The 13,550-nt window shown below is 69.2% G+C and carries 15 protein-coding genes; 12 read left to right on the top strand and 3 right to left on the bottom strand.

The annotated features are described in order from the left end of the window. Positions 1-61: 61 nt before the first annotated feature. Complete coding sequence (locus tag JCR33_RS08700; RefSeq protein WP_332461148.1) at positions 62-304, bottom strand: DUF1127 domain-containing protein; 243 nt, start codon at positions 302-304, stop codon at positions 62-64. 82 nt (positions 305-386) lie between these two features. Between JCR33_RS08700 and JCR33_RS08695 the strand changes: the two genes are divergently transcribed. Next, the gene (locus JCR33_RS08695; RefSeq protein WP_198881661.1) at positions 387-1,286 is read left to right on the top strand and encodes a LysR family transcriptional regulator; all 900 of its coding nucleotides are present in this window, start codon (positions 387-389) and stop codon (positions 1,284-1,286) included. A gap of 12 nt (positions 1,287-1,298) precedes the next feature. Here JCR33_RS08695 and JCR33_RS08690 read toward each other — a convergent pair whose 3' ends face one another. Next, positions 1,299-2,648 carry an LLM class flavin-dependent oxidoreductase gene (locus tag JCR33_RS08690; RefSeq protein ID WP_198881660.1) on the bottom strand — a complete coding sequence of 450 codons (1,350 nt, stop codon included), beginning with the start codon at positions 2,646-2,648 and terminating at the stop codon, positions 1,299-1,301. A gap of 140 nt (positions 2,649-2,788) precedes the next feature. On the opposite strand from JCR33_RS08690, the gene JCR33_RS08685 reads away from it, so the two are divergent. The 11 genes from JCR33_RS08685 (at position 2,789) to JCR33_RS08635 (ending at position 12,474) form a co-directional block, all read left to right on the top strand. Then, the gene (locus JCR33_RS08685) at positions 2,789-3,829 is read left to right on the top strand and encodes a LysR family transcriptional regulator (RefSeq protein ID WP_198881659.1); all 1,041 of its coding nucleotides are present in this window, start codon (positions 2,789-2,791) and stop codon (positions 3,827-3,829) included. A 131-nt stretch (positions 3,830-3,960) separates the two neighbouring features. Beyond that, on the top strand, positions 3,961-4,386 hold the full coding sequence (locus tag JCR33_RS08680) for a RidA family protein (RefSeq protein WP_198881658.1): 426 nt from the start codon (positions 3,961-3,963) through the stop codon (positions 4,384-4,386). Next, positions 4,383-5,060, top strand: a complete 678-nt coding sequence (locus tag JCR33_RS08675) for a DUF1028 domain-containing protein (RefSeq protein ID WP_198881657.1) — start codon at positions 4,383-4,385, stop codon at positions 5,058-5,060. The genes JCR33_RS08680 and JCR33_RS08675 overlap by 4 nt, the downstream gene beginning before the upstream one ends. Continuing rightward, positions 5,057-5,503 (top strand): type II 3-dehydroquinate dehydratase, encoded by a 447-nt coding sequence (locus JCR33_RS08670; protein ID WP_198881656.1) that lies wholly within the window; start codon positions 5,057-5,059, stop codon positions 5,501-5,503. The genes JCR33_RS08675 and JCR33_RS08670 overlap by 4 nt, the downstream gene beginning before the upstream one ends. After that, positions 5,500-6,432: a 2-hydroxyacid dehydrogenase gene (locus JCR33_RS08665; protein WP_198881655.1), complete on the top strand. Its 933-nt coding sequence runs from the start codon at positions 5,500-5,502 to the stop codon at positions 6,430-6,432. Before JCR33_RS08670 ends, JCR33_RS08665 begins: the two co-directional genes overlap by 4 nt. Before the next feature lie 95 nt (positions 6,433-6,527). Further along, on the top strand, positions 6,528-7,976 hold the full coding sequence (locus tag JCR33_RS08660) for a 4-hydroxyphenylacetate 3-hydroxylase family protein (RefSeq protein WP_198881654.1): 1,449 nt from the start codon (positions 6,528-6,530) through the stop codon (positions 7,974-7,976). Continuing rightward, positions 7,976-8,485, top strand: coding sequence for a flavin reductase family protein (locus JCR33_RS08655; protein ID WP_198881653.1), 510 nt, complete (start codon positions 7,976-7,978; stop codon positions 8,483-8,485). Before JCR33_RS08660 ends, JCR33_RS08655 begins: the two co-directional genes overlap by 1 nt. Before the next feature lie 5 nt (positions 8,486-8,490). Beyond that, on the top strand, positions 8,491-9,651 hold the full coding sequence (gene argE, locus JCR33_RS08650; protein ID WP_198881652.1) for an acetylornithine deacetylase: 1,161 nt from the start codon (positions 8,491-8,493) through the stop codon (positions 9,649-9,651). 373 nt (positions 9,652-10,024) lie between these two features. After that, positions 10,025-10,948 carry a hydroxymethylglutaryl-CoA lyase gene (locus JCR33_RS08645; protein ID WP_198881651.1) on the top strand — a complete coding sequence of 308 codons (924 nt, stop codon included), beginning with the start codon at positions 10,025-10,027 and terminating at the stop codon, positions 10,946-10,948. Position 10,949: 1 nt separating this feature from the next. Then, complete coding sequence (locus JCR33_RS08640) at positions 10,950-11,714, top strand: enoyl-CoA hydratase/isomerase family protein (RefSeq protein ID WP_198881650.1); 765 nt, start codon at positions 10,950-10,952, stop codon at positions 11,712-11,714. A gap of 31 nt (positions 11,715-11,745) precedes the next feature. Further along, positions 11,746-12,474 (top strand): IclR family transcriptional regulator, encoded by a 729-nt coding sequence (locus JCR33_RS08635; protein WP_198881649.1) that lies wholly within the window; start codon positions 11,746-11,748, stop codon positions 12,472-12,474. Positions 12,475-12,492: 18 nt separating this feature from the next. Here JCR33_RS08635 and JCR33_RS08630 read toward each other — a convergent pair whose 3' ends face one another. Beyond that, a complete protein-coding gene (locus JCR33_RS08630; RefSeq protein ID WP_198881648.1) occupies positions 12,493-13,395 on the bottom strand; it encodes a manganese catalase family protein in 903 nt (300 codons plus the stop codon). Positions 13,396-13,550 lie beyond the last annotated feature (155 nt).

Here is a 13,550-nt window from a genome sequence, read left to right as displayed (position 1 = left end):
CGCTCTCCTTGGGAAGGGCGCGCCCCACCGGCACCGTCCATCGTCTCCGTCGCATCAAGGCTCAATGACCGCTGATACGCCCCACCGGCACATCCCACGGGGTGCGCGCCGCCTCGCGGGCGGCCACCTCGGGGGTGATGCCGATGTCGGCGAGCATGCGATCATCGAGTCGCTGCAACGCCTGCCGCTCGCTCCACACATCGAGCCAGAGCCGCACGAGACCGCGCACCGAGCGCGCGCCCCAGTGGATGGGCCAAGAGGCCCGAGCCAACACCTGTTCCACGTCCTTCGCCTCCTCTTCCACGTGACCGTGGCCCTTGATCTGTCCTCGCAAGCTCGATAAGTGAAACGAAACGTTCTGATGGTTTCCATCACAGGAATTGATCGTGGTTCGAACCCTCGACCTGTCCGCCCTGCGTAGCTTCGTGGCGATCGCCGAGACCGGCGGCGTGACCCGTGCCGCGGCGCGGCTCAACCTCACCCAGTCGGCCGTGTCGATGCAGCTGAAGCGGCTCGAGGAGGGCCTCGGCCAGACGCTGCTCGAGCGCTCGCGCAAAGGCATGACGCTGACCTCCGCCGGCCAGCAACTGATGTCCTACGCTCGCCGCATGCTGGAGCTGAACGACGAGATCTGGCTGCGCATGACCGACGAGGGCTACCAGGGCGAGCTCACCCTCGGCGCGCCGCACGACGTGGTCTATCCCAACGTGCCGGAGGTCCTGCGCGCCTTCGCCCGCGCCTTTCCGCGGGTGCGGGTATCGCTGCAATCGTCCTACACCTCGCAGCTGAAAGAGCAGTTCGCCCGCGGCGAGGTGGACGTGATCCTCACCACCGAGACCCATGCGGACCCTTCGGCGGAGATCCTGCAGCGCAGCCGCCTCGTCTGGGTTGGTGCCATCGGCGGCACGGCGTGGCGGCGCCGGCCGCTGCCGCTCGCCTTCGAGGCGGGGTGCATCTTCCGCCCCTGGGTGCAGCGCGCCCTCGACGACGTGGGCATTCCGTGGGTGATGGCGGTCGATTCCATGTCGATCCGCACCGTCGAGGCGAGCGTGTCGGCCGACTTCGCCGTGCATGCGGGCATCGAGGCGATGAACCCGCCGCACCTCGAGAAGATCGACCACGAGGACGTGCTTCCGGCGCTGCCGGAGACCTATATCGGCCTCTACGTCACCGATGGGGCGAAGGCCGCGCTGGCCCAGAAGCTCGCCGACATCGTGCGCGAGAAGTGGCAGTGCGGCCCGTCGATGGGCTTCTGCTCAGCCGAGCTGCCGGTCGCCGCCGAGTAGTCGGCGGCGGGCCTACTCGGCCGCGGACGCGATCGCGCGCGCCCGCGGATGCGGCGGCCGGGCGAGGCCCAGATGCTCGCGCAGGGTCGTGCCTTGATACTCCCGCCGCACGCGGCCGCGCCGCTGCAGCTCCGGCACCACCTTGTCGACGAACGCGGCGAGGCTCTCCGGCATCGTCGGCAGCACCATCATGAACCCGTCGGCGGCGCCCTCGTCGATCCAGGCTTCCAGATGGTCGGCGACCTCCACCGGCGAGCCGCAGAAGGTGTTGCGGCCGCGCTGATAGGCCATCGCCACCTCCCGCAGCGTCATGCCGGAGCGGATCATGCCGGCGATATTGTCGAAATAGGCCTGGTGCAGGTTGGACGTCTGCGGAATGCGCTCCACCGGCACGGGCTCGTCGAGGGGAAGATCGGAGAGGTCGGTCTCGAGATCGGCGGAGATCCGCATCACCCCCACGATCGGGTGAATGCGCGCCTGCTGGCGGGCGAACTCCGCCTCCGCCTCCGCCTTGGTATCCCCCACCACGACGGACATGCCCGCAAGGAGCTTCAATTCGTCCGGATGCCGCCCGAACGCCGCCATCCGCCCCTTGAGGTCGGCGTAGAAGCGCTTGCCCTTGTCTACCGTGTCGGCGATCCCGAACGCTACCTCGGCATGCTCGGCGGCGAACGCCTTGCCCGCCTCCGACGCGCCGGCCTGGATGATCACCGGGCGCCCCTGAGGCGGGCGGGCGATGTTGAGGCCCCCATTCACCCGGAAATGCTCGCCCTCGTGGGCGATCGGGTGGAATTTCTCGGGATCGAAATAGAGCTGTGCGTCGAGATCGTTGACGAAGGCGTCGTCCTCCCAGGTGTCCCACAGCGCCTCCACCACCTCGAGGAACTCGCGGGCGCGGGCATAGCGGTCGTCGTGCGGCGGCAGCATGTCGAGGCCGAAATTGCGGGCGGCGAAGTCGTTCGCCGAGGTCACCACGTTCCACGCCGCCCGGCCGTGCGACAGGTGATCGAGCGAGGCGAACAGGCGCGCGACGTTGTAGGGCTCGTAGAAGCTCGTAGAGGCCGTCGCGCCGAGGCCGATGCGCGAGGTGCGCGCCGACAGGGCCGACAGCAGCGTCACCGGCTCGAACACGTTCATGAAGAGCGGAAAGCGGCTCCAGGCGTGGAGATCGGTGGTGCGCGCGCCGGGGGTGTCGGCGATGAAGAAGAGGTCGAAGCGGCCGCGCTCGGCGATCGCCGCGAGGTCGGCATAGTAGTCGATGTCGGTGGCGAGATCGCGGCGCGCGCCGGTCTCCATCCACGACGCGGGGTGGGCGCCCGTCCCCTGCACCAGCACGGCGAGTGCCATCGTCTTCTTCGTCATCGTGCCTCTCCATGGCCGCCCCGCGGCCCTCTGCCGGCGTCCGGGCGGTGCGCGCGAGCGGCGACGAAGTGCGCCCGGTTGCGCAACGATCATGCATCGCTAAAACAACGGAAAGGAACCAGGAAACAGAGTTTTTTCCGATGACCGTCACGTTGAGGGCGCTGCGCTACCTCGTGGCGACCGCAGACTGCGGCAACATCACCGAGGCGGCGCGGATGCTCAACATCTCGCAACCCTCGGTCTCGGCCGCCGTCGCGCAGCTCGAGCACGAGTTCTCCGTGTCGATCTTCGTGCGCCACCACGCGCGCGGCGTCACGCCGACGCCGGCGGGGCTGCGCATCATCGGGGAGGCACGCCTCCTCCTGAAGCACGCGGCCGATTTCGAACGGGACGCCCGCTCCCTCGGCGAGGAGCTGTCCGGCGAGATCTCCATCGGCTGCTTCGTCACCCTCGCCGCGCGCTTCATGCCCGCCCTCTTCACCGACTTTCGCCACAAATACCCGGGCATCACGCTCACCATCCGCGAGGGAAACCAGGACGAGATCATCGGCTTGCTGCGCTCCGGCCGCATCGAGTTCGCCCTCTCCTACGCCTACGCACTGCCCGACGACATCACCAGGTTCCCGCTCGCCGATCTGCGGCCCTACGTGCTTCTGTCCGCCGACCACCCGCTCGCCGGCCAGCCCGCCATCGAGCTCGCCGCGCTCGCCGACGAACCCTTCCTCCTCCTCGACCTGCCGCATACGCGGGACTACTTCCTCAGCCTCTTCGCCACCGCCGGGGTCGAGCCGAAGGTGGCGCTGCGCTCGCAGTCGGCCGACCTCATCCGCGGCCTCGTCGGCCATCGCCAGGGCTACACGCTGCACAACGCCGTGCCGAAGACCGATGCCAGCGTCGACGGCGGACGCATCGCCACGATCCCCATCGCCGGCTCGCCGGAGCCGGTGCGCATCGTCGGGCTGGCGCTCGGCCGGCAGGTGTCGCGGCCGGCGATGGAGGCGTTCTCGCGCTATCTGCGAAGCGCCTTCTCCCCCGGCGGCATCTTCGCGCCCGGCTCGCTCACGCCGACGTCGCCGGCCCTCCTCTCCGGCAGCGACCAGCCGGTGTCCTCCACCGAGACGACGGCGGTCGGCGAGGCGGGCAAGGTCGAGGCGGGCAAGGGCGAGCCCGGCCTCGGCTGAGGCTCTTCAAGGGCAAGGATTTTCCTATTGGCCGGCGGCCCGGCGGCCTCGCCATAGTGGTGCGCGCACCGCGGGCGCAACAAGGCCCGCATCCTGCATGTCCCGCGACAGCGCCCCACCCGAGGCAACCGATGGCCCATACCCGCATCCGCAAGTTCAACACCCGCGACACCTACCCCGAGCAGCAGCTCGACAACGACCTCTGCCAGACGGTGGTGGCGCGGGGCCAGATGGTGTTCGTCCGCGGCCAGATCGGCCAAGACCTCGACACCTCCGAGAGTGTCGGCGTGGGCGACGCCACCGCCCAGGCCGAGCAGGCGATGACGAACATCAAGATGCTGCTCGAGGAGGCCGGCTCCGAGCTCGCCCACGTGTGCAAGATCACCATCTACATCATCGATCCGCGCTACCGCGAGGCGGTCTACCGCGTGGTCGGCAAGTGGCTGAAGGGCGTCTATCCGGTATCGACCGGCATCGTCGTGTCGGCGCTCGCGCGGCCGGAGTGGGTCGTCGAGATCGACGCCATCGCCGTCATTCCCGACGAGGCCGCGGCATGACCTTCTCGATCTCCGCCCGCTGCCCCGAGACGGGGATGTTCGGCATCGCCATCTCCTCCTCCTCCCCCGCCGTCGCCGCCCGCTGCAGCCACACCCGGGCCGGCGTCGGGGTGATCGCGAGCCAGAACGTCACCGACCCGATGCTCGGCATCAACGGCCTCGACCATCTCGCCGCCGGGATGAGCGCCGCCGACGTGATCGACACCCTCGTCGCCTCCACCCCCTACGCCGCCTTCCGCCAGCTCACCGTGGTCGACAACACCGGCGCCACGGCCGGCTATTCGGGATCGGGCGCCCTCGGCATCCACGCCATCGCAAAGGGCACGGGGGCGATCTCCGCCGGCAACCTCCTCGCCGACGAGGGCGTGCCCGCGGCGATCGTCGCCGCGTTCGAGGCGGCGTCGTCGGTTCCCTTCCCGGGCCGCCTCCTCGCCGCGCTCGAGGCAGGCCTTGCCGCCGGCGGCGAAGCGGGGCCCGTCCACTCGGCGGGCCTCAAGGTGGTGCGCGACCTCGAATGGCCGCTCGTCGACCTCCGGATCGACTGGTCCGACGCCCCCATCGCCGATCTCGCTACCACGTGGGAGGTGTTCGCCCCGCAGATGGAGGACTACGTCAACCGGGCGATCGCTCCCGGCGAGGCCCCCTCCTTCGGCGTGCCCGGCGACCCCGCATGACGACCGTGTTCTTCCTCAACGGTCCCAACGCGAACCTCTACGGCCTCGACCCCTCCGGCACCTACGGCAGCGAGAGCTTTCCCGCGATCAAGGCGCGCTGTGAGCGTCACGCCGAACGCCTCGGCCTCGCCCTCGACTTTCGCCAGTCGAACCACGAGGGCGTCCTCGTCGACTGGATCCAGGAGGCGCGGGGGAGCGCCGCCGGCATCATCATCAACGCCGCCGGGCTCACCTACACCTCGGTCGCGATCCTCGACGCCCTCCTCGCCTTCGACGGGCCGATCATCGAAGCGCACATGTCGAACATCTGGAAGCGCGAGCCCTTCCGCCATCATTCGTACGTGTCGCGCGCCGCCACCGGCGTGATCGCCGGGCTCGGGGCTCTCGGCTACGAGCTGGCGCTGACCGCCCTTGCCCACCTCATCGCAGAGACCGCCGAATGAGCTATTCGATCGTCTTCCGAGACACCACGATGAAGGACATCTCCGGCTGGGCCGACGCCGTCGCGGCGGGCCTGCCGGGCGTCACGCTCGCGCGGGCCGACGATCTCGACCCCGAGACGGTGCACTACGCCCTCGTCTTCAACGCCCCGCACGGCTTTTTCGCGCAGTTCCCCAATCTGAAGCTCGTCATCAATCTCGGGGCGGGCGTTGACGCCCTTCTCGCGCGCGACGACCTGCCCGACCTGCCGATCTGCCGCCTCGCCGACACCAACATGAAGCGCACGATGGCGGGCTACGTGCTCTTCGCCGTGCTGCGCTACGCCCGCGACATTCCCGTGTTCGAGCGCGCCCAGCGCCGCGGCGAGTGGTACTACGTGCATCCGACGGATCCGGACCGCATCCGCGTCGGCATCCTCGGCCTCGGCCATCTCGGCGCGCACGCCGCCGCCGAGGTCGCCCGCCAGGGGCTTCAGGTGCAGGGCTGGTCGCGCACGCCGAAGGAGGTGCCGGGCGTGCGCTCGGTCCACGGCCTCGACGCGCTGCCGGACTTCCTCGCGACCAGCGACATTCTGGTGGTCGTGCTGCCGCAGACGCCAGAGACCACGCACCTCCTCGACGCGAAACGCCTCGCGATGCTGCCGCGCGGAGCCAAGGTCATCAACGTGGCGCGCGGCGCGATCATCGACGAGCCGGCCCTCGTCGACGCCCTCGCGAGCGGCCAGGTGGGCGAGGCGACGCTCGACGTCTTCGAGACCGAGCCGCTGCCCGCCGACAGCCCCCTCTGGGCCATGGAGAACGTGCTCATCACGCCGCACCTTGCCTCCGTTGCCAGCGCCACCTCGGCGGCCGAGCAGGTGATAGACACCATCCGCCGCTTCGAAGCCGGCGAGCCTCTGACCAACCAGATCGACGTGGCACGCGGCTATTGATCGGATTAATCGATCCAATCGACACAATGAAAATATTTTCCTGAGGCTAGGCCTCGTCCTATCGTTCAGGCTCCATCCACCAAGGGACGGTGCGCATGATCCGCACGGGTGAACAATACAAGGAAGGGCTCCGCGACGGCCGCGAGGTCTGGGTCGACGGTGAGCGCGTCAAGGACGTCACGACCCACCCGGCGATGAAGCCGATCATCGACATCAAGGCGCGCATGTTCGACATGGCGCACGACGGCGAGTTCGCGAGCGCCCTCACCTACGCCGAGGACAACGAGCTCCACTCCATCTTCAACCGCCCGCCGCGCGAGACGAAGGACTGGGACGACAAGCGCGTCGCCATCGACCACGTCATGAAAGACATCGGCGGCGTCGTGACGCGCGTCGGCGACGAGACCATCGGCGAGATGTGGTCGCTGATGGACGGGCGCGACGTGCTCGCCTCGATCGACCCGCGCTTCGCCGACAACATCGATCGCAACATCCGCAAGGTGATCGAGAAGGACGTCTTCCACGTCTCGGCGAACACCGACCCGAAGGGCGACCGCTCGCGCCCGCCGCAGGAGCAGGACCCGGACTTCATGGTGCACGTCACCAAGGAGACCGACGCCGGCATCGTCATCCGCGGCGCGAAGTACGAGACCGCCGCCGCCTACGCCGATCAGGCCTTCCTGAAGCCCACCGTCGGCGCGTGGCGCGACGAGGAGCTATCCGACTACGCCGTCGGCTGCGTCGTCCAGATGGGCGCGCCGGGCGTCAAGCACATCTGCCGCACCGGCTTTGCCGGGCGCAGCGATCCGCGCGACTACCCCCTCTCCAACCGCTTCGACGAGGTGGAGGCGCTGGTGGTGTTCGACGACGTCCTGATCCCCTGGGAGGACGTCTTCTTCTATCGCCACACCAAGGCCGCGCAGTTCATCCGCTCCACGCTCCACCGCTACTCCGCCTTCCCCTACGTGCTGCGCATCCTCTACGTCGCCGACATGATGATCGGCGCGGCGATGTGGAACGCCAAGCAGACCGGCCTCGACAAGCTCCAGGGGGTGCGCGAGAAGCTCGCCGAGCTCGCCTGCTACCGCGAAGGCATCAACGCGCACCTCACCGCCTCGATCGCCCTCGCCGAGACGAGCCCCGGCGGCCTGTTGATGCCGAACCAGTCGCTCCTCTACGCCGGCCGCATCCTCGCCTGCTCGCAGCTGCCGACGATGATGCACATCGCCCGCGAGCTCTGCGGCGGCCAGATCTGCGTCACCCCCAACGCCGCCTCCTTCGACGCCGAAGGCAGCGGCGACTGGCTCAAGAAATTCTATTCGCTCAACGACACCTGGCAGGCCGACGATCGGCGCAAGCTCCTCGCCTTCGCCCGCGACCTCCTCAACTCCGACTATGCGGGGCACCGGCTGACCTTCGTGCAGTTCGCCCAGGCGCCGCACTTCAACCACCTGAACGCCCTCTATCAGAACTTCGACTTCGACGGCCCGCTCGACTTCGTCCGCCGCGCCGCCGGCCTCTCCGACCGGGTGAAGGGATCGTGATGGCGCGCGCGCTTCCCACCCCGCCCGCCGTCGACGAGGCGGCCTTCCGCAGCGCGATGCGCCGTACCGCCGCCGGCGTCGCCGTCATCACCACCGACGGCGTGGGGGGACGGGCGGGGCTCACCGTCTCCTCCTTCACGTCCGTCTCGATGGAGCCGCCCTCGGTGATGTTCTGCGTGCACCAGAACGCCCGCTCTTACGACACGATCGTGCGCAACGGGACGTTTGTCGCGAACATCCTCTCCGGCGAGCAGGAGGAGGTGGCGAAGGTGTTCGCCGGCATGGTGCCCCATCTGAGGGACGACAAATTCTCCGCCCACGGCTGGAGCCCTATCGAGGGGACGGCGCCGGCGCTCGAGGGCGCCCTCTCAAACATCGCCTGCACGGTGGCTCACGTGTGCGAGTTCGGCTCCCACGCCATCGTGGTGGGCGCGGTGACCGCGGTGCGCGAGAACGAGGCACGACCGCTGGTCTTCTCCGACCGCGCCTTCCACCGGCTGCCGGTCTGAGGCCCGTGTCGGCCCGCGAGCGCATCCACGCCCGTCTCGTCGACCTGGTGCGCTTCGCCTCGGTCAGCGACGTCTCCAACCTCGACATCGCCGCCTATTGCGAGGAGGCGATGGCGGAGGCGGGACTCGCCGTCACCCGCGTGCCCTCCGCCGATCGGGCGAAGACCTCGCTCCTCGCCACCATCGGCGATCCCACGGTGCCCGGCATCGTCCTATCCGGCCACATGGACGTGGTGCCGGTGGAGGGGCAGGACTGGTCCGTTCCCCCGTTCGACGGGCTGACGAAGGACGGCCGCGTCTACGGCCGCGGGACGAGCGACATGAAGGGCTTCCTCGCCCTCGCCCTCGCCCATCTTCCCGAATTCACCGAACGGCCGCTCCAGACGCCGATCCACATCGCCTTCTCCTACGACGAGGAGGTCGGCTGCCGCGGGGTTCCGGACCTCGCCGCCGCCCTCGTCGCGGCGGTGGCACCGCCGGTGCTCGCAATCATCGGCGAGCCGACCTCGATGCGCATCGCCTCCGCCCACAAGGGCAAGATCGCCCGCCGCATCCGCGTCCGCGGGCGGGCCGGCCACTCGGCGATGCCCCACCGGGCGGCGAACGCCGTCGATGCGGCCGCCGAAATCGCCGTCGGTCTCGCCGCCCTCGCCCGCGAGGCGGCCGAGGTCCCCGGCGACGAGCGCTTCGAGCCGGGCTACACCACGATCCACGTCGGCGCCCTCCACGGCGGCTCGGCGGTGAACCTCGTGCCGGACACGGCGACGCTCGACTTCGAGATCCGCTATCTTCCGGCGAGCGATCCCCGCCTCTTCCTCGACCGCATCGACGCGCTCGTCGCCGCCCAGCGGGCCGCCCTCAAGGCCCGGGCTCCCGAGGCCGACATCCTCGTCGAGGAACTCTCCGCCTATCCGGGGCTCGACACGCGCGACGAGGCGGCCGCCGCCCTTCTCGCCCGCATCGCCGGCACCGACGTGCCGCCCGGCGCCGTCTCCTTCGGCACCGAGGGCGGCGTCTTCTCCGCCGCTGGCGTCCCCTCCCTCGTCTGCGGCCCCGGCGACATCGGCCGGGCCCACAAGGCCGACGAATGGATCGGGCTCGACGAGCTCGACGACGGCGCCGCGATGATGAGCCGCCTCGCCTCGCTCTGCCGCGCCGGCATCTGAGGCGCGCGCCGCGACCTCGAGGCGGACGGCGCGTCGCGCCGACTTTCTTCTTCAGAAAGCGAGGGTGTTCCCCCTCGCGCTCCCCCGCCTCGGCGGCGGCCAAGGGTTCAGGTGAGACCGACGCTTCGCGTCCGCCTCTCCTGACCCCTTGCCGATGAGGCTGGGGAGGGGTGCGGGCGCGTCAAGGCCAAGCCCTTCGGGCGGCTTCGCCGGCCTTGACCCACCCGCACCCCTCCGTGCCCCCGTCCACCGCCCGACCCGGCCGCGCGGCCGTCGGCGACATTGACAGATGGGCCCGAGAGTGACACTTGTCTGCCTGACAGACTAAGAGAGCGAACAACGCACTCTCTGCGAGGAAGCCAAGGAGTCCGGTATGGACGTCATCGTCAGCGAAGTCGGCCCCCGCGACGGGTTGCAGAGCATCGACCGCACGATGCCCACCGCCATCAAGATCGAGTGGATCACCGCGCTCGCCGCCGCCGGACTGCCCGAGATCGAGGTGGGCTCGTTCGTCTCGCCCCGGCTGTTGCCGCAGATGGCCGACTGCGCCGAGCTCGTGCAGGCGGCCAACGCGATCCCCGGCCTCGGCGTTCTCGCTCTGGTACCGAACCTCAAGGGTGCGGAGCGGGCCTTCGAGGCGGGCGCCCTGCGCATCACCATGCCGATCTCGGCCTCCGAGACCCACTCGCGCAAGAACATCAACCGCACCACCGACGAAGCCATCGCCGACGTCGCCCGGGTCTGCGCCCTGCGCGACAGCCTCGACGGGCCCTATCGCGAGATCGACGCCGGCGTCTCCACCGCCTTCGGCTGCACCATGGAAGGGGCGGTGGACGAGGACCGGGTGATCGAGATCGCCGTCGCCCTCGCCAAGGCCGGCGCCGACAATATCGGCCTCTCCGACACCACCGGCTACGGCAATCCGGCCCAGGTGCGCCGCCTCTTCAAGCGCCTGATCGCCGAGGTGGGCGACAAGGCGGGCGGCGCCCACTTCCACAACACCCGCGGCCAGGGTCTCGCCAACGTCGTCGCCGCGCTGGAGGTCGGGGTGACGACTTTCGATTCCTCGCAAGCCGGCCTCGGCGGCTGCCCCTACGCGCCCGGCGCCACCGGCAACATCGTGACGGAAGACCTCGTCTTCCTCCTGGAATCGATGGGGCTCGACACCGGCGTCGACATCGACAAGCTCCTCGACGCGCGCCAGATCATCCTGAAGGGCCTGCCGGGCGAGCCGCTCTACGGCAACGTGCCGGACGCGGGGCTTCCCAAAGGCTTCCACTACGCGCGGGCGGCCTGAGATGGATGCCCCCCTCGCCATCACGCGAGGCGAGGGCTGGGCTCGCCTCACCCTGCAGCGCTCGAAGAAACGCAACGCGCTGAACCGGGCCCTTCGCCTCGCCCTGATCGACGCGCTGGAGGCGCTCGAGGGTCAAGCTCGCGCAATCGTGATCGACGCTGAAGGGCCCGCCTTCTGCGCCGGCCTCGACCTCAAGGAGCGCGAGGCCGACAAGGCGGCCGGCAACATGACCGGCGCGGACGAGGAATGGCGCCGCCTCGTCCTCGCCCTGCGCGGCCATCCGGCGGTGCTCATCGCCGCGGTGGAGGGGATGGCGATCGGCGCCGGGATGACCCTCGTCAACGTCGCCGACCTCGCGATCGCGCATCGCGATGCGACCTTTGCCCTCCCCGAGGCCCGGCTTGGAAGCTATGCCTCCCTCTCCGGCCCGACCTCCCAGCCGGAGCTGACGCGCAAGCAGGCCGCGTTTCTGCTCCTGTCCGACGAGCGGCTCGATGCGGCCACCGCGTGCGGCTGGGGCCTCGTCAACGAGGTGCGCGACGACGGCGTGGTGGCGCGGGCCGAACAGCTCGCCGCCCGTGTCGCCGGCTACGATCCGGCCGTGGTGACCGCCATCAAGCGCGCCCTCGACGCCGCGCCCGGCGCGGAGCGCAACCTTGCCGCCTCGCTCGCCTTCGGCCGCGAGGTGAACCGGGCGCTGCGCCGCACCACCGACGCCGCCGATCGCGCCCTCGCCGCCTTTGCCTCCGGTACCGCGCGCTCTTGACGCGGCGCCCGTCTCCTTCGAAGAGGCGACCATGAAGGACCCCGCCCCCTCTCCCGGAACGCCAGCCGACGCTCACAAGGAGCAGAAGGTGGAGGCCGTGGAGCGCGCGCTGACCATTCTGGAGGCGTTCGCGGACGGCTCGCCGCGCCTGACGCTGAGCGAGATCACCAAGCGCACCGGCTTCTACCGCAGCACGGTGCTGCGCCTCTATGCCTCGCTCGCCCGCTTCGACTATCTCCACCGCGACGAGGACGGCCACTTCCGCCTCGGCCCCAGCCTGTGGCGACTCGGCAATCTCTACCAGAGCGCCTTCAACCTCGCGGACCGCGTCCGCCCCGTGCTCGCCCGCATCGCCGAAGAGACGGGCGAGACCGCCACCTTCTACGTCCGCCGGGGCAACATGCGGCTCTGCCTATATCGCCAGCATTCGAGCCGCACCATCCGCCACGTGTTGGAGGAAGGGGCGATGCTGCCGATCGACCGGGGCGCGAGCGGACGGGTGCTCATCGCCTACTCCGGCGGCGAGGGGCCCTTCTTCGAGGCGATCCGCGAGGCGGGCTACTATCTCTCGCTCGGCGAGCGCGACCCCGACATCGCCGGCCTGTCGGTGCCGGTGCTCGCCACCGGCGGCGCGCTCGTCGGCGCGCTCAACGTGTCGGGGCTGAAGAGCCGGTTCGAGGCGCCGGGGGCGGTCGAGCGGCTCCTGCCCATCCTGCAAGAGGAGGCGCAGGCCCTCGGCCGGCGCCTCGCCAACGTCTGACGGGGTCGGGAACCGAGCCTAGACGCCGCCCGCCTGCTTATAGAGCTTCTGCGCCATCTCGAAGATCTCCTCGGGGTGATATTCCGGCGTGAACGCCTCCGAGATCCCCTCGTAGTCGTTCATGTCGCCCCCCTGCGGCGGGCCGTCGACGACCTCGAGCGGCTGACCGTCCATGTGGTTGCCGGTCCAGATCTCGGCGATGTCCTTATAGTCGCCGGGGCTGAAGCGGTAGAGGCGGCGGTGCCAGCCCTCCTCCATGAACTTCCGCGATTCGGGCAGCTGAATGTCCTCGACCGCCGGGATGGGCAGCATCTTCCGCATCTCGACGCCGGTCAGCTTCTCGAGCGCCAGCGCGTAGGCGTGCGCGTGCACCCCGCCGCGGGTGAAGAGGTAGCCGAGCATCTGCCGCGCCGCCGGGTTGTCGGTCATCTGGTAGACGCGCAGCTTCGCCGTCCGCGCCCCGTTCTCCAGGAAGAAGTTGTGCAACAGGTCGAGGATCAGGTTGCCGGAGTTGAACACGTAGGAGCCGTGCCATCCCTCGCCGCGCGAGTCGGTCGGCATCGCCTGGGCGCCGAAATTGATGAACTGGCCGAGAAGTCCGGCCTCCTTCATGTGCGCGAAGCCCGCGTCCCCCTGGGTGATGTCGCCGGTCGATCCCACCCCACTCAGGCATCCGTTGACGGTCGCCGCGATCAGCTCGACGTGACCGAGCTCTTCTGTGCAGATGTTGGAGATCAGCGCGTAGTAGGGCTTGAGCTTCTCTTTGTTGCGGAAGTTCATCGACTGGAACATGTAGTTCATCAGCGTGGACATCTCGCCGAAGCGGCCGCCCATCAGCTCTTGAACGGCCGCGGCCGCGGTGGGATCGGGATCCTTCGGCACAGGCATCTCCACCTGCAGCCGATCGATGCGCATGAACATGACGATTTCTCCTGAAGCACGTCTCATCTCGACGCCCTTCAGTCTCATCATAGCGATAACACAGAATCCAATCAGAAATCCGGACGCTGTTGTAGCGAGTCCCTATAGATTACTTTAAACAATACGAGAAGATATTGAGTTACTTCCAATCATAT

Origin of the sequence: Acuticoccus mangrovi, assembly GCF_016411865.1 — a bacterium.
Taxonomy (GTDB): domain Bacteria; phylum Pseudomonadota; class Alphaproteobacteria; order Rhizobiales; family Amorphaceae; genus Acuticoccus; species Acuticoccus mangrovi.
Note: the sequence above shows the minus strand (reverse complement) of the source record. Positions and strands in the feature narration are given on the sequence as shown.